Raw genomic sequence first — 14,598 nt, 5'->3', positions numbered from 1 at the left:
TTTGCCGTGAGTTCCCATTCAAACGTTTATGACAATTCAAGTATGTAGCCGGCTAATTAGCCGGTTTTTTTCGTTAAGCTAACGGGCAGGATAGTTGAATTGAACTAGGGTATAATTTCACCAAAAACTATAGGAGCAATTTGTTCCTCGCAAGCCAGGTGAGTCAGACGGATAGCAGCTTGTATGGGTTTGGATGAAAAAAACTCTTTCTTAGAGAGTTTTTTGAAGGTAATTCATTTCTTATTGGAAGGTGTTACGTAACGGTGATCGTTCCATAATACATGTACATACCGCAATTGAATTGATACGTTCCAGGCTTCAAGTCATTTAAAGTCACGAAGTTATCTCCCTTTTCGAGATACACATCAAATCCTAAATCGGTAGATTCAATGCTCCTTATACAAGTATAACCTGAGTGTTTTATGAAATTAATTTTTGTGGGAACACCTGCTTTTATCTTTATATTTTCTTGACTGAAGCCTTTAGATGTTACATCGACTGAAACAATTTGATACCCTGCATTTTCTTGAACGGTACTTTGATTACTTGATTGTGAGTCTTGTGATTGAATTGCAGTGGTTTGGTTATCGTATAACTGGAAAAACAGTAGTATCCCGATCGAAAGGGTTCCAAAACCAACCATAAGTACACCCGAAATAAATGGTAAATTCATTCCATTTTTCTTGGTTTCATGAGCTTGGTCCGTTTCTTGATTGGCCAATTGGAGAACAACGCTCAAAATAAAAATGAAAAGGATGTCAATAAATAACACCATTATATAAGAAAAACTCACCATGGCCCCAAGCATTGCACCCATCAATCCACCCATGATTCCTGCTAGCATCCCATCCAAAGCAGCCATTAAACTTACAGGTTTTCCGATAAAGTATCCCACTCCCAAACCAAATAAAATGGCGATTATTGATGGGACTTCTAAACTGTGTTGAAACACTATTCCTAATTGAAAACCGAGTGCAAGACTAGATATCATACCAACGGTCATTGCAATCATCATACCAGCCATACCTGCAAGTTTCTCTTTTCGTTTATAGGTAACTAAACCAATGTATCCAGTGAATAATACAATCATAACTATGCTTAATATGGTTAATATCAAATTTTTACCCCCTAAACATCTGGTGACTGAGATAGAGTGTAGATTGTAGTTTCTATTCAATGTAAGATCAATCTGATAATATATAAAATTTTATATAGTCCTGTACTACGAATTGTAGTGCAATTATTGAAATTGCAATAGATCAAATTTTAATAATTCAGTAATTGTTCATACATTTGTGGCGAAATTAGTTTGTAAGCGAGACGTTTGCTGGTAGCAGGATTATTTACCGAGGTGCAATTTTTGCTAAATTGTACTCTAAGCATTTGGAGGTTTACTTGAACAATACACATACGATACGATGCTTAAAGTAATTTCTCCATTGCCATCACATCTACAAAATTGCCCTCTAGAACGCCTTGATTCTGAAATACACCTACCTCCCGGTATCCAGTTCTATGATATAAGCTCTGACCTAGCGTATTAAACGGAAAGGTGAAAAGAACAAACTTATTAAAGTTATTCTGCTTACCGATCTCCTCTAATTTCCCAAGCAACTGTTTGCCTATCCCTTTGCCGCGATGATTACGATGAATATAAATCGAAAGGTCACCGACGCCGTCATAAGCACTTCTTGGATTGTAGACATTAATGGATGCCCATCCGATTATGCATTGGTTCATTTCAGCGACGATTACTGTGTAGCGTCCCTGGTGTTTCTTAAACCATTCGTTCATGTATGCCTCGTCTTTTAGCTCGGTTTCAAGCGTGGCAACGCGGTCTTCGATACCTTGGTTGTAGATAGTCAATATGCTACCCAGATCCCCTTCGGTAGCTTGTCGTATTATTACCATGATGATCACTCCTACGTTTGTTTTTTACATGTTTATATATCATAATGTAACTCGAAATGGGAAAGACAAAGAATAAAACAAAAAAAACATTTGCATTTCGCAAATAATATAGGTATAACTATAACAAGAGGTGAGGTAATTGGAAAACAACGTAAGAGAGATGTTTCAGATCATGACGCGACGTTTTGGATTATTGGATAAAAACTGCTGCACCGCAGGAGGGTTGGATATTTCACTCGTTCAAAGTCATATCATTTATGAAATTGATCGTAAACATAATCCCTCCATTCAGCAGGTGGCAGATGCACTTTCCATTGATATCACAACGTTTAGCCGTCAGGTTCAAAATCTCGTGAAGTTGGGGTTGGTTCAAAAAACGCCATTACCAGAAGATCGACGGATTTACATATTATCCTTGACTACACAAGGTAAATTTGTCGCTACGGTCATTGATGAGCAGATGAATGATTATTTAAAAGAAGTCTTTTCGCATATGTCTGAGTTTGAACGTGATATGGTGATAAATGCGGTCAAACTGCTAAACGAGAGTATGGCGAAATCTAGCGTATGCTGTACACCACTGGGATAATAATTAGTTATCCCCTTTACTTCACTTAATACTTGTAAAATGCAACTAATTCTGAGGAGGAAACAATAATGTTTAAAAGTATCCCTGTTAACCAAGTGAACTGCTGCGAATCACCCGTGATAGAAACAAACCAATTACCTGTTGCGATCATTGGAGCAGGACCGGTTGGTCTTGCGGCAGCAGCACAACTCATTTCAAAAGGTGAGCCATTTATGTTGTTCGAAGCTGGAGATGAAGTAGGGGCGAACATTAGAAAATGGGAACATGTACGTCTGTTCTCACCTTGGGAATATAACATCGATAAAGCTGCTAAAGAATTGCTGCTTTCCACGACTTGGGTCGCTCCTCAAAATGGAACCATCCCAATAGGTAAGGAGATTGTTGAGCATTATCTAAAACCTTTGGCTGCGCTACCTGAAGTAAGTCCATACATCTATTTGAATACGAAAGTTACTGCGATCAGTCGTAAAGGGTTGAGCAAAGTGAAAACAGGTGGACGCGAGAAACTTCCGTTTGTACTCCATGTTGAACAAAACGGATCTCCGTTTATTTATGAGGCGCGGGCAGTTATCGATGCTTCTGGAACATGGTCCAATCCAAACCCGCTTCGTTCAGACGGTATCTTTTCAGAAGAAGAAAAATCGATTGAAAGCCACATTTCATACGGTATTCCTGCAGTTTTAGGGAAAGAGAAAAATCGTTATAGCGGCAAGAAGGTCCTTGTGGTAGGAAGCGGACATTCTGCGATCAACACGTTGCTTGAACTCGCAGAGCTTCAAAAAGAGGAATCGGGAACTGAGATTGTTTGGGCTATTCGTAAGGCAAATATTGAAGACGTGTATGGCGGTCGAGAATTGGATGGATTGCAGGCAAGAGGAGAACTAGGTACCCGAATTCAAAAGGTGGTTGAATCCGGTGCAGTAAAGGTCATGACGGCATTTCATATTGAAGAACTGAAAAAACAAGGTGGAAAGATACAGGTTTCTGGAACCATTCGAAATGAAAAAGTGGTTATCGATCACATAAATGAAATAGTGGGTAACACGGGCTCTCGCCCTGACTTATCGATTGTCCGCGAAGTAAGGGTACTTACGGACCCAAGCTTAGACTGCGTTTATGAGCTCGCGCCATTAATTGATCCCAATATACACAGTTGCGGTACCGTTAGACCTCATGGCGAAAAGGAACTGCGTCAACCTGAAAAGGACTTTTATATCGTGGGTGCCAAAAGTTATGGAAGAGCGCCAACCTTCTTAATGGCAACAGGATATGAGCAAGTCAGATCCATTGTAGCGGCTTTAGTGGGAGATATGGCGTCAGCACAAAAAGTAGAGCTGGAACTGCCGGAGACAGGTGTATGTAGTCTTGGGGCTAGTGGTGCAGACAGTTGCTGTGAACCCGTTCATGTAGAGGCAGCATCTTCGAATTGCTGCTCTCCTTCAAAAACCGAAAAAGCAGGATCAAATTCTTGCTGCGGATAAAACGAGAACTTAGAGCTACTGCATCCGGAACGTGATGCAGTAGCTTTTTATAGAAGGAGGGAGAACAATGAACAACCTGATTTATGATTGCATCGTTATTGGTGGTGGTCAATCCGGCTTGGCAGCAGCATATTTCTTACAACAAGCTAAACGGAGCTTTATCTTACTTGAAAAAAGTGAAGTGCATTTAGGATCATGGGCAAATTATTATGATAGCTTAACGTTGTTTTCACCCGCAGCGTACTCCTCATTGCCAGGACTCGCATTTCCAGGCGGTGCAAATGTTTATCCACGCAGGGATGAAGTTGTTCAATACTTAAAGTCTTATGCGGCTACGTTTAAGTTTCCAATATACTCAGGGCAAGAAGTTATTAAGGTGGATAAGGAAGGAAATATCTATACGGTCCATACTTTGAGCGGAGAACAGTTTGGTACCAGGTCTATCATTAGCGCAAGTGGAGCATTTGTAAACCCTCATATTCCAGAGATTCCAGGGATGGATCATTTTAAGGGGGAAATACTTCATGCCAAGGACTACCGAAATGAGGACGAATTTAAAAACAAACGGATCATTGTTGTGGGAGGAGGGAATTCAGCTGTCCAAATAGCCGTTGAACTTGCCAGGGTAGCTCATGTAACAATTGCATCCAGAAGTCCGATCAAATTTAAGCCGCAGGTCATTGCGGGGAAAGATATTCACTTTTGGCTAACCATACTCAGACTTGATCAATCCACTTGGGGAAAACGGCTATTGCAAAAAAGTAGTGATGGAATCCTTGATACCGGCATCTACAAAAATGCCATCGATCAAGGTAAGCCTGATGCCAAACCTATGTTTAAATCCTTTACGGAAAATGGGATTGTGTGGACAGAACATACTCATGAAGATGTGGATGTCGTTATTTTTGCTACAGGTTATATTCCGAATTTTGAATATCTTAGCGGGTTAAATATTCTTAATTCTTCGGGTATTCCTTTGAAACAATCTGCTGAAAATATTCATTATGTGGGTATCCCCTGGCAGACATCTTTTGCTTCGGCAACAATTCGAGGTTCAGGGAAAGATGCGAAAGAAGCTGTACGATCGCTTGTAAAAAAATTGTAAGCACCTAATATATTCGTCATTGATTATATAAGTGATTTATTATATGATTATATTACTAAATGAAGCCAACGAAGATAATTACAGGGGAGGTACATATGGAACAACAAATTCAGGAGATGGCTGAAGCATATAAGCTATTAGCTGATAAAACGCGATTAACCATCGTTGCATTGCTGAAAGAACAGGAACTTTGTGTATGTGATATTACGGACATTATTGGGATGTCTCAACCAAACGCCAGTCAGCATCTCCGGAAACTAAAGTCCGCCGGTTTTCTTAATGAGAAGAAAAAAGGGCAGTGGGTTTACTATTCCCTTAATCCGGAAGCAGAAGCATACGTTCAGTGTGTGTATCCGTACCTGCCTTCCATGAAAGACAAAATAGCAGGATTGAACAACTGCTGCGGCCCTCAGGAGGAAGCATGACCATCATCGCGATTTTAATCTTTTTGTTTACACTCACTTTTGTAATATGGCAACCAAAGGGGCTTAATATCGGGTGGTCAGCATCTGCTGGAGCTGCTCTCGCTCTCCTATTTGGAGTCGTAAGTCTATCCGATGTGGTCACGGTTACAGGGATAGTATGGAACGCCACCCTTGCTTTTGTAGCCATTATTCTGATTTCACTTATTCTAGATGAAATCGGCTTTTTTGAATGGGCTGCACTACACATGGCAAGGCTCGCAAGAGGAAATGGTAAGCTGATGTTCGTTTATGTTGTTCTTCTTGGTGCAGGGGTAGCAGCGTTCTTTGCGAATGACGGTGCCGCACTGATATTAACGCCAATTGTGCTTGCTATGGTCCGAGCGCTCAAGTTTGATCAAAAGATGATTTTACCTTTTATTATTGCAAGTGGTTTTATTGCAGATACAACTTCGCTCCCACTTATAGTCAGCAATCTTGTCAATATTGTTTCAGCTGATTACTTTGGTATTGGTTTTGTGGAGTATGCCAGTCGGATGATTATCCCTAATTTCTTTTCCATATTTGCGAGTCTTCTGGTCTTGTTCTTGTTCTTTAGAAAAAGTATTCCTGGGAACTACGAAGTCAGTCAGCTCAAAAAGCCAGTTGATGCAATCAAAGACAAGAAGTTGTTCAAATTCTCTTGGGTGATTTTAGCTGTACTACTTGTCGCGTACCTGATGAGTGAGTTCATTCAAGTTCCGGTTTCAGTCATCGCTGGGGTTATTGCAATCTTGTTTATTTTAGCTGCACGACGTAGTCAAGCTATTCAAACGTGGAAGCTCATCAAAGGAGCACCATGGGCAGTCGTGATTTTCTCAATTGGTATGTACGTCGTCGTTTATGGACTACGAAATGTAGGATTAACGGATGAACTTGGGAAGGTCATTCAAGCCATTGCCGACAATGGGCTCTATATCTCCATAATCGGCATGGGATTCCTAGCTGCGATATTGTCTTCGGTCATGAACAATATGCCTACAGTGATGATTGATGCGCTAGCTATTGATGGAACCAATACGCAAGGTGTAATTCGAGAATCACTGATTTATGCCAATATTATCGGCAGTGACCTGGGTCCAAAAATCACTCCGATCGGCTCGCTTGCAACACTTTTATGGTTACACGTACTATCCCGTAAGGATGTAAAAATCACATGGGGAAGTTATTTCAAAATTGGGATTGTGCTCACCATCCCAACACTCTTTATCACGTTAACAGGACTGTATTTGTGGCTACATTTGATCCATTCAACAAGCGTAAACGTTTGGTTAATGATTACAGTAATCACAGTAGTATTGGTTGTTATCGCTATGATCATAAAAGCTTTGATTAATCCAAAAATGGGCAAAGCGAAAATACAAATAAGCCAAACCGAGGACAAAGGAGATTAATAATTATGAATAACAAACCACTTGTTTACTTTTTGTGTACTGGAAACTCTTGCAGAAGTCAAATTGCCGATGGATTTTTGAAGTCTCTTGGAAGTGATAAATACGAGGTGAGAAGTGCTGGTCTAGAGGCGCATGGTTTAAATCCCCGTGCTGTTCAAACCATGAAAGAAGCTGGAATCGATATTTCAAATCATACATCGGATGTCATTGATCCTGAGATTTTAAAGCAAGCAGATTACATCATTACGCTATGCGGTCATGCCAACGATAATTGTCCGGTTGTACGTAATGACAAAGCCGAAAGATGGCATTGGGGTTTCGATGATCCAGCAAAGGCGACAGGCACAGAGGAGGAAATCACAGCTACATTCGCTGAAGTCCGTGATTCAATCAGAGCTCGTATAGAGCAGTTTTTGAAAGAAGGTAAGTAAAATGAATCATGCCAAAAAGGACTACCATGCACTCATTGCTGACAAAATCTTTATGGGCGGAGCAGCAGACGTTGAGGCAATGGTTCTTAACGAAGGCATTGAAGTCGTGGTGGATCTGCGGGAAGAAGCAACAACGTGATCGACTGCTTTTCTTCATCTAACGGGCAGGATAGATGAATTTTGTGAATATACTTCAGGTATGCGAACGATAAAAAAATAAGTTTAACTTTTAATGATATTAAAGACGTGCTACAGTCTTCGAAGTTCACTGAATTCGTTAAAGGAAGTACGATGGCAGAAAAAAGAGGTCGAACCAGTAAGTTCTGGTGACCTCAAATCTGATCGGTTAGGTTATGAATTAATAAGAAATATAACCGGGCTAAAGAACAGGGAATCTTGCTAGGCCTGACAGACATCCAATGAAAGTGACGTGTTCTATTCGTTAACGCGCAGTGACAACAAGTGTTTTAGATTGTCATCGATGAATTGATTATCGGCACTGTTGATACCGCGGCCGGCAAAGTGACCCCAGATTGACTGGATCGGGTTAAGACTAGCATTAGGGATACGTGCAGCTTCATATGCATTATCGTCCGCTGTGCAGAAGAGATCGGTACTTCCCGGCATAATGCAAGCAAATGCCTTTATGCTTTTAAGTGCCTTATCAAAATCTCCGTTATAGGAAGAGTTGGCACTAATGTCTGCATGCTGGCCTGTCCATAACATGGCCAGGACGTTATGTGGATCCATATTCATAAAGCTATTTTCCCAGACACCAGCTACAAAATCCTCCAATGAGTCAAATCCCATCTCACGATAAAGCTCCTCTCGATAAAACGCATGTGATAATCCCCATCCCGCATACACCCGACCAACGGCGCGCATGTCTGCAGAAGTCAACTGGTTTAGTTTACTTGAGTCGAAGCCGACTGCAGATAGCAGTGAGGATCTTACACCTTCCAGTACTACATATGTGTGAGGCCAAGGTTTGGCGATACCTCCGAAAGGTGCAATCCGTTCGACCATCTCCGGGTAACTTGCCCCCCATTGAAATGCCTGAATGCCGCCCATGGACCATCCGACGACGAGAGCAATCTTCTGAATGCCGAATTTTTCGGTCAGTAGTTGATGCTGGAATCGTACGTTGTCATAGATAGTTACCTGTGGAAAGTTCGCCCGCTCGAATGGATGCGGCGTGTTGCTGGGAGAGGATGAAAGTCCATTACCCAGTAAATTTGGAACGATAATAAAATATTTCTCTGGATCAAGTGCCATTCCGCTGCCAATGAGCCATTCATTCTGTACATGCTGATCTCCAAATGCCGTTGGATAGACAATCACATTATCTTTCTGTTCATTTAATTTTCCGTATGTTTTATAAGCAAGAAAAGCATTGGGTAACGTCACTCCTGATTGTAAAAGTACATCACCCAAATTAAAAATTTCATAATCCATTGTATGGTCGCTCCCTTCAAAATGAAAAACCACATGTTCACTGTGATCTCTTGTGCTCAGTATAGAGCTGTGATACTTTCAATAAAAGTGAATAGAATTCAAGATAGTATTCAATAAAATTGAAAGATGAAGGGAGAGCATCGGATGGAATTGCGTCAACTGAATACGTTTTGTACGGTTTCAACAACATTGAATTTCACGCGGGCAGCAGAAGTGCTGAGCTACGTTCCTTCCAACGTCACGATGCAAATTAAAGCATTGGAAGATGAGCTGGGTGTTCGCCTTTTTGATCGGTTGGGCAAGCAACTCGCGCTCACAACTGCGGGTAAACGCTTTTTAACACACGCCCAAGGCGTTCTTGAAAAAATGGACGAAGCTCGTAGTGCTGTCCATGATAATGAAAAACTAAGTGGTACCTTAACGATAAGTGCGAATGAGGTTATTTGCTCCTACCGGCTTCCGCCTGTCTTCCAACGGTTTCGTTCGCAGCATCCGGGAGTTCGTCTAATCTTCCGCTCAGTTCCGAATCAAGAGCTCAAGCAAACGCTCTTTGAGGGAACCACGGATATGGTTTATATGTTGGATGAACCCATTCGCTCGAGTGGACTTTCCGTGGAACCTTTGCTGGAAGAACATTTCCGATTGTTAGCTGCTCCAGATCACCCACTCGCCAAACGAACGGTGCTTCAGTTGGAAGATTTTCACGGAGAAGTATTTCTGACGAATGAAAAGGGTTGTCCTTATCGAACGATGTTTGATCGATCATTTGAGAAAGAGGGCATTGATAGCATTACATATTTAGAGTTTCAAAGTGCTGAAGCCATTAAACAATGTGCAATCTCAGGAATCGGTATTGCCTTTCTTCCGGAGATCGTCGCGAAATCCGAAGTTGAACGCGGAGAACTTGTTGTCCTTCCATGGAAAATTCCGGACTTGCTGGTATATACACATATGTTGTGGCATAAAGACAAGTGGCTTTCACCAATCATGTTATCTTTCATAGAAGCAACCAGGGCAGTTTTTGGTTCACAGAATGGGAAACGTTAGCAAGGGTAGCAGCCGATCAATGTGATCGGCTGTTGTGTTATATTTACGGGTATAAAAGTTTAACCAAAAAGAGAGGTAGTCACAAATATAAAAGGTTCCTTAAAAGATTTAAGGAATAAAAAGATATCTAACCAAATTATCTAAGTGTATTGAAAAAAATAATAAAAAGGGGGAGACAAAGTGACTCAAGAAGAAGTACTGAAGGGTGGAAATGTGAATCACATTATACGAAAAGAGAATATGGTTCTCCGTCCCACTGGTTATTGGAGTCCGAGTGTTCATGAGCTGCTTGAACATTTAGAGAAACAAGGATTTGAGGGGGCACCAAAATTCCTCGGAATCGACGACTCTGACCGTGAAATACTATCATTCATTCCAGGGGACGTCCCAGGAAACGAGTACCCTGAACTTAAGGCTTACATGTGGTCAGATGAAACGCTTGTGGGTTTAGCTTGTCTTTTACGCCGTTTTCATGATGCGACTGAAGGATCAACTCTCTTGGCTAAGGGTCAATGGCAGCTTAGTTATGTCGACGATCGTGAGCACGAAGTGATATGCCATAATGATGCTGCATTGTATAACGTTGTCTTTCAAAATGAGAATCCTGTAGCGCTGATTGATTTTGACATGGCTGGGCCGGGTCCCCGCATGTGGGACATTGCGTATACCCTTTATACATCGGTTCCACTTGCCAGCTTCCAGCCCAACCATACCTCGGAAAAAACGGTAGTATACCAATCGAATTTGCACTCTAGAGAGCGAAGTCGACGGATCCATTTGTTTTTTGAATCCTATGGAGTTCCCGTCCCTAATGAACTGTGTCAGTGGATTATTCAACGATTGACAACGATGTGTGATACGTTGAGGAATGGTGCTGCCCAAGGGAATTTGGCTTTTCAAAAAATGGTGGATGAAGGACACTTGGCTCACTATGAGAGCGAGATTCGATTTGTAGCAGATCATTTCAATGATTGGATTAAAAATTAAGTATTCTGCTAACGGGCAGGCTAGTTGAAAAGCCATGAGTAGTCTGCGGATTAGCAGGCTGCTTATTTTTTGCGGTAACAAAAGTTAGTTTTGATGCATTCTGAGTCGGTGTATTTATCGATGCGCTTGGAAATAGTCACAAAAGCAGGTTGGAACCGCCAAAGTTTTTTACTAAACTGTGAGTCGTTCAACTAATTTAACTGCTATTTCTTCGCATGAAAGAACTTCATTACTAATTGCCCGAAGTAATAACTTTCTTCCCATCTCCACTAGAGGTATTTCAATTGTAGTAATATTCATAATTTCAGCTATTGGTTGATTGTCAAATCCTATAACTGCCAGGTCATCTGGTATTGAAATTCCCTTTTCCTTACTACATGTAACTATTCCTGCAGCTACTTGGTCGTTTGAAACCAATAAAGCTGAGGGAGGATTATTCATGTTTATTAATTTTTCAACAATCTCGTGCCCATCCTCGAAATCATAATAGTCTGAGAAAATATATTCAGATTCAAATGGTTCGTTGAGCTTTTTTAAAAAATCCCTATAGGCTGATATCCTTTGCACACCGTTCGTTCCCACTTTTCTCCCTACGCAAATGCCAATCTTTCTATGACCTTTAGAATACAAATACTCTAAACCCTTGGAGAAACTTTTATAATGATCCATATATATTGAAGAAACTTTTCTGTCTCCCGTATTTTCACAAAAGATGATTGGTCCATAATTTAAATAGGTATCTATAACATTCCATTCACAAATTCTGGAACAGATAATCAAAGCGTCTATTTGCTTTTGTTTTAACATATCTAATGCTTCAATTTCCCTACTCTCTTCATAATTAGTCTGGAATAGAACCACCTTATAGTTAGAATTCAATGCCTCGTTTGCAATACCCTCTACGATCAAAGCAAAAAAAGGATGATTAAAAAATGGGATTGCAACACCTATAAGAAAGGTTTTTCCTTTACTTAAATGGACGGCATTTATGTTTTTTTCATATTTGCTTGTCTCAATAGCTCGTCTAACCGCTTTTATTTTTTCTAAGCTTACATACGGCTGATTATTAATTACACGGGATACGGTTGTAATTGAGACGCCGGCCATTTTTGCGATATCTCTTATGTTTGCCATTTTTTCTCCTTTCAAGTTTTTTGTGCTTGCTCTGAAACGCTTTCCATAATCTAAACTTTTATCAATGTATAAAAAGTTTAGGAGGAACTTGTATGGTTATCGTGTTGGGCATATTGAGTCTAATCTCTATGTGTGCTTGTATCTTAATTTTAGCATCATTAGCTATACCACTACATGAAAAAAAATCGGAAACAGATAACAAATATGACCCCTTCAGTTATTTATTTGAAGTATATAAAGAAAAATAAATACGTGGGTTAAGTCAATTTATATTTACTAAAAATAATTTTATGAAAAGAGGAAGAAAAATGAGCGATAAACAAGTAACTCTACATGCTTTTGAAACAGATTACATTAAAGAACTGCATCACTGGTTGAATGACTCCGTTTCTATTTCCATGGTTGGAAGAACTCCATTGACCTATGAGCAAACTGTGAATCATGTGGAGGAAAAACGTCAAGACGGAGATCTTATATTAGCTATAAAAAATGAAGAAAAGCGTCTAATTGGATGGGTTTTTCTTCAAAATATAGAACTTGAACATGGTAGAGCAAGTATTGGTATCTTGTTAGCTCCAGAAGCTCGTGGACAAGGTTATGGAGAACCTGCTATGAAGCAAATGATTGAGATTGGCTTTAAGCAACTACGTTTAAATAAAATTCACTTAACAACAAGAGGTGTTAATAAACAAGCTATTAGTTTGTATAAGAAAGTGGGATTTATTGTGGAAGGGGAGTTAAAGAAACATGCTTTTTTTGAGGGAGAATTTCACAATACGTATATTATGGGGGTTTTAGCGTCGGAATGGGATTGAGTTTTTATGCTGAATCGCTAAGCCTAATTATTTATGCTCTAACGTTTCTTTCACTAAGGTCTGAATTCTTATGGCTTAGGCTCTATCCTAGCTTTAGTTAAAATTTGGCCCGTCAAGCGTGAATTGCACCCCAATTGTTAGACGCCATCGAGCAATTGGGGTGGTCCGTTGAATATCTAGAAGCTGAATTAGAATGTTTACGCATGGAAAACGCCTTCTAAAAAAAGTTGAGACTTGAACTCATGGTGGTTGCATTGCTAACGTTGTTCCGTAATTCCCAGAACTCGCCTCCAAATTAAGGCTTTTGCAAAGAAACATCGCTCCGATCTCGTACGATTGTTTCCATGTTGATCTCCTGTTTTCCTTTCAGGTATTTATCAAAGAAGGCCGTCGACAATTCATTAATGTATGTTTGTACACGTCTTGGCTCGGCCCCTCTCGGCGGCAATAATGGGGAGAATAGATAAAAGTCCGTGAAACTCATATGGTTGGCATGGTCTAAAACGACAAAGTAAGAATCCTTTCCCATAGCCGCTTTTTTTCGTCTTTCCTGGGACTCGACCCAAAATCGCTCATAATGGTCCCGGTCATGATCGGAGGCTTCAACGGCTTGATCTAGAGATTGCGCAAACCATCCGTAGTCGATGCTTTGAGCTGCATTCATCTGCAAATACGGTTTATCGAAGCCATGCTCGGGAACGGGCTCTCCGTAGAGGACTCCATCCATATTCAGAGCCGCTTGGATTCGAGAATCCTTCATCAGCATCTGGGCTGCAGTGGCACCACCGAACGAATGGCCGAACACCCCGATTCGATCCATATCCACTTTTCCCGAGAGAATTCCAGACTGTGCTGACGAGGACATGGCTTCGATATGATCGAGAACAAATTTGGTGTCATCAACCCAATAGTGGGTCTTCGCTTTATAATCTTCAAAGCCCGATAAACCTTCCAATTTGAGCAGAGCCGTTGATTGATCAGGATATATAACGGCTGCCGCATCGTAAGGATGATCAATGCCGACCACGATATACCCCTGGCTGGCCAGCTCCTCCACCTGAAATGTGTTTTGGTTACGAAACCCGGTTAGACCCGGAGAAAACAACAGCAGCGGAAAGCGTTCCTGCGCAGATGATATTTTGGCATCTGTATAAGCATGTGTTTTTACATAGCGAAGTTGAGAAAGTAAAAAAGGCGGCATAGACACGGCTTCCCGAAGACCGGATAATACAACAGGCACATTCTCAATATAATCTGCATTTGGTGCCTCCGAAGCACTTTCAGCAGGGTACCATATCTGAACCATGAGCTTCCGGTGATCACCGGGGTTGTCTGTTGCTGGTTCGCTTCTCGTTACGTCTTCCATGAAAAGCGTGGTCGTTCCTACTGGAAAGGAGCCAGTTGGTTCTGAGAAGGCAAAGACCGGCAAGGTGATTGGCAAGAGGGCTGCAATGCCGGTATAGACTGTAAGGAGCAGAATGACCACAACTTGTTTCAACCGCGTTTTTGTCTTAGAGACAGAGGTTTTTAGGATCGATTGATCTGATCTTCCAGCTCTATCCGACTGTAAAGCCATTAAACCGATAATGAGAGCTGATCCGTACAAGAGAATACTTTGCCAGCGGTAGCCTTCAACGAGGATCTGAATTCCCGCAGATAACACCGAAATTCCGGCACCGCTCGTTTGCAGCAGGGCCCTTTTGGGGAGACGAAGAAATGCACAAACGAAGAGCAGAATCGTATTCACAATGAGAAGTAGCATTTCAATATTTCGCATAAAACCTCCTA

At 41.0% G+C, this 14,598-nt stretch carries 15 protein-coding genes; 10 read left to right on the top strand and 5 right to left on the bottom strand.

The annotated features are described in order from the left end of the window. Nucleotides 1–253: 253 nt before the first annotated feature. Nucleotides 254–1,117 carry a cupredoxin domain-containing protein gene (locus ABGV42_RS15915; protein WP_347382503.1) on the bottom strand — a complete coding sequence of 288 codons (864 nt, stop codon included), beginning with the start codon at nucleotides 1,115–1,117 and terminating at the stop codon, nucleotides 254–256. A 305-nt stretch (nucleotides 1,118–1,422) separates the two neighbouring features. Continuing rightward, nucleotides 1,423–1,911, bottom strand: coding sequence for an arsinothricin resistance N-acetyltransferase ArsN1 family A (locus ABGV42_RS15910; RefSeq protein ID WP_431523622.1), 489 nt, complete (start codon nucleotides 1,909–1,911; stop codon nucleotides 1,423–1,425). Nucleotides 1,912–2,071: 160 nt separating this feature from the next. On the opposite strand from ABGV42_RS15910, the gene ABGV42_RS15905 reads away from it, so the two are divergent. The 7 genes from ABGV42_RS15905 (at nucleotide 2,072) to ABGV42_RS15875 (ending at nucleotide 7,511) form a co-directional block, all read left to right on the top strand. Further along, nucleotides 2,072–2,500: a MarR family winged helix-turn-helix transcriptional regulator gene (locus tag ABGV42_RS15905; RefSeq protein ID WP_347383264.1), complete on the top strand. Its 429-nt coding sequence runs from the start codon at nucleotides 2,072–2,074 to the stop codon at nucleotides 2,498–2,500. A gap of 68 nt (nucleotides 2,501–2,568) precedes the next feature. Continuing rightward, nucleotides 2,569–3,981: an NAD(P)-binding domain-containing protein gene (locus ABGV42_RS15900; RefSeq protein ID WP_347382502.1), complete on the top strand. Its 1,413-nt coding sequence runs from the start codon at nucleotides 2,569–2,571 to the stop codon at nucleotides 3,979–3,981. A 67-nt stretch (nucleotides 3,982–4,048) separates the two neighbouring features. Further along, nucleotides 4,049–5,086 (top strand): flavin-containing monooxygenase, encoded by a 1,038-nt coding sequence (locus tag ABGV42_RS15895; protein WP_347382501.1) that lies wholly within the window; start codon nucleotides 4,049–4,051, stop codon nucleotides 5,084–5,086. Nucleotides 5,087–5,181: 95 nt separating this feature from the next. Continuing rightward, complete coding sequence (locus tag ABGV42_RS15890) at nucleotides 5,182–5,511, top strand: ArsR/SmtB family transcription factor (RefSeq protein ID WP_347382500.1); 330 nt, start codon at nucleotides 5,182–5,184, stop codon at nucleotides 5,509–5,511. Next, the gene (locus ABGV42_RS15885) at nucleotides 5,508–6,941 is read left to right on the top strand and encodes an arsenic transporter (RefSeq protein WP_347382499.1); all 1,434 of its coding nucleotides are present in this window, start codon (nucleotides 5,508–5,510) and stop codon (nucleotides 6,939–6,941) included. The genes ABGV42_RS15890 and ABGV42_RS15885 overlap by 4 nt, the downstream gene beginning before the upstream one ends. Nucleotides 6,942–6,946: 5 nt before the next feature. Then, complete coding sequence (gene arsC / locus ABGV42_RS15880) at nucleotides 6,947–7,372, top strand: arsenate reductase (thioredoxin) (RefSeq protein ID WP_347382498.1); 426 nt, start codon at nucleotides 6,947–6,949, stop codon at nucleotides 7,370–7,372. Nucleotide 7,373: 1 nt separating this feature from the next. After that, on the top strand, nucleotides 7,374–7,511 hold the full coding sequence (locus tag ABGV42_RS15875; protein WP_347382497.1) for a hypothetical protein: 138 nt from the start codon (nucleotides 7,374–7,376) through the stop codon (nucleotides 7,509–7,511). A gap of 296 nt (nucleotides 7,512–7,807) precedes the next feature. On the opposite strand, the gene ABGV42_RS15870 is transcribed toward ABGV42_RS15875, so the two are convergent. Further along, nucleotides 7,808–8,827: an alpha/beta fold hydrolase gene (locus ABGV42_RS15870; RefSeq protein ID WP_347382496.1), complete on the bottom strand. Its 1,020-nt coding sequence runs from the start codon at nucleotides 8,825–8,827 to the stop codon at nucleotides 7,808–7,810. A 144-nt stretch (nucleotides 8,828–8,971) separates the two neighbouring features. On the opposite strand from ABGV42_RS15870, the gene ABGV42_RS15865 reads away from it, so the two are divergent. Together ABGV42_RS15865 and ABGV42_RS15860 are read left to right on the top strand one after the other, a co-directional pair. Next, nucleotides 8,972–9,874, top strand: coding sequence for a LysR family transcriptional regulator (locus ABGV42_RS15865; RefSeq protein WP_347382495.1), 903 nt, complete (start codon nucleotides 8,972–8,974; stop codon nucleotides 9,872–9,874). A gap of 180 nt (nucleotides 9,875–10,054) precedes the next feature. Next, complete coding sequence (locus tag ABGV42_RS15860; protein ID WP_347382494.1) at nucleotides 10,055–10,861, top strand: aminoglycoside phosphotransferase family protein; 807 nt, start codon at nucleotides 10,055–10,057, stop codon at nucleotides 10,859–10,861. A 171-nt stretch (nucleotides 10,862–11,032) separates the two neighbouring features. Here the strand turns inward: ABGV42_RS15860 and ABGV42_RS15855 are convergent, their stop codons facing one another. Beyond that, nucleotides 11,033–11,995, bottom strand: coding sequence for a LacI family DNA-binding transcriptional regulator (locus ABGV42_RS15855; protein ID WP_347382493.1), 963 nt, complete (start codon nucleotides 11,993–11,995; stop codon nucleotides 11,033–11,035). Between the two features lie 308 nt (nucleotides 11,996–12,303). On the opposite strand from ABGV42_RS15855, the gene ABGV42_RS15850 reads away from it, so the two are divergent. Continuing rightward, on the top strand, nucleotides 12,304–12,810 hold the full coding sequence (locus ABGV42_RS15850) for a GNAT family N-acetyltransferase (protein ID WP_347382492.1): 507 nt from the start codon (nucleotides 12,304–12,306) through the stop codon (nucleotides 12,808–12,810). 295 nt (nucleotides 12,811–13,105) lie between these two features. Here ABGV42_RS15850 and ABGV42_RS15845 read toward each other — a convergent pair whose 3' ends face one another. Then, nucleotides 13,106–14,587, bottom strand: a complete 1,482-nt coding sequence (locus ABGV42_RS15845) for an alpha/beta hydrolase family protein (protein ID WP_347382491.1) — start codon at nucleotides 14,585–14,587, stop codon at nucleotides 13,106–13,108. Between the last annotated feature and the right edge of the window lie 11 nt (nucleotides 14,588–14,598).

It is taken from the genome of Paenibacillus pabuli (assembly GCF_039831995.1).
Classification (GTDB): Bacteria; Bacillota; Bacilli; order Paenibacillales; family Paenibacillaceae; genus Paenibacillus; species Paenibacillus pabuli_C.
This window is presented reverse-complemented; position numbering and strand designations above follow the sequence as displayed.

Excerpts from the sequence above, each read along its gene's own strand:
- ABGV42_RS15910 (WP_431523622.1), bottom strand. The coding sequence starts at position 1,911 with ATGGTAATAATACGACAAGCTACCGAAGGGGATCTGGGTAGCATATTG.
- ABGV42_RS15905 (WP_347383264.1), top strand. The coding sequence starts at position 2,072 with ATGTTTCAGATCATGACGCGACGTTTTGGATTATTGGATAAAAACTGC.
- ABGV42_RS15900 (WP_347382502.1), top strand. The coding sequence starts at position 2,569 with ATGTTTAAAAGTATCCCTGTTAACCAAGTGAACTGCTGCGAATCACCC.
- ABGV42_RS15895 (WP_347382501.1), top strand. The coding sequence starts at position 4,049 with ATGAACAACCTGATTTATGATTGCATCGTTATTGGTGGTGGTCAATCC.
- ABGV42_RS15890 (WP_347382500.1), top strand. The coding sequence starts at position 5,182 with ATGGAACAACAAATTCAGGAGATGGCTGAAGCATATAAGCTATTAGCT.
- ABGV42_RS15885 (WP_347382499.1), top strand. The coding sequence starts at position 5,508 with ATGACCATCATCGCGATTTTAATCTTTTTGTTTACACTCACTTTTGTA.
- arsC (WP_347382498.1), top strand. The coding sequence starts at position 6,947 with ATGAATAACAAACCACTTGTTTACTTTTTGTGTACTGGAAACTCTTGC.
- ABGV42_RS15875 (WP_347382497.1), top strand. The coding sequence starts at position 7,374 with ATGAATCATGCCAAAAAGGACTACCATGCACTCATTGCTGACAAAATC.
- ABGV42_RS15870 (WP_347382496.1), bottom strand. The coding sequence starts at position 8,827 with ATGGATTATGAAATTTTTAATTTGGGTGATGTACTTTTACAATCAGGA.
- ABGV42_RS15865 (WP_347382495.1), top strand. The coding sequence starts at position 8,972 with ATGGAATTGCGTCAACTGAATACGTTTTGTACGGTTTCAACAACATTG.
- ABGV42_RS15855 (WP_347382493.1), bottom strand. The coding sequence starts at position 11,995 with ATGGCAAACATAAGAGATATCGCAAAAATGGCCGGCGTCTCAATTACA.
- ABGV42_RS15850 (WP_347382492.1), top strand. The coding sequence starts at position 12,304 with ATGAGCGATAAACAAGTAACTCTACATGCTTTTGAAACAGATTACATT.
- ABGV42_RS15845 (WP_347382491.1), bottom strand. The coding sequence starts at position 14,587 with ATGCGAAATATTGAAATGCTACTTCTCATTGTGAATACGATTCTGCTC.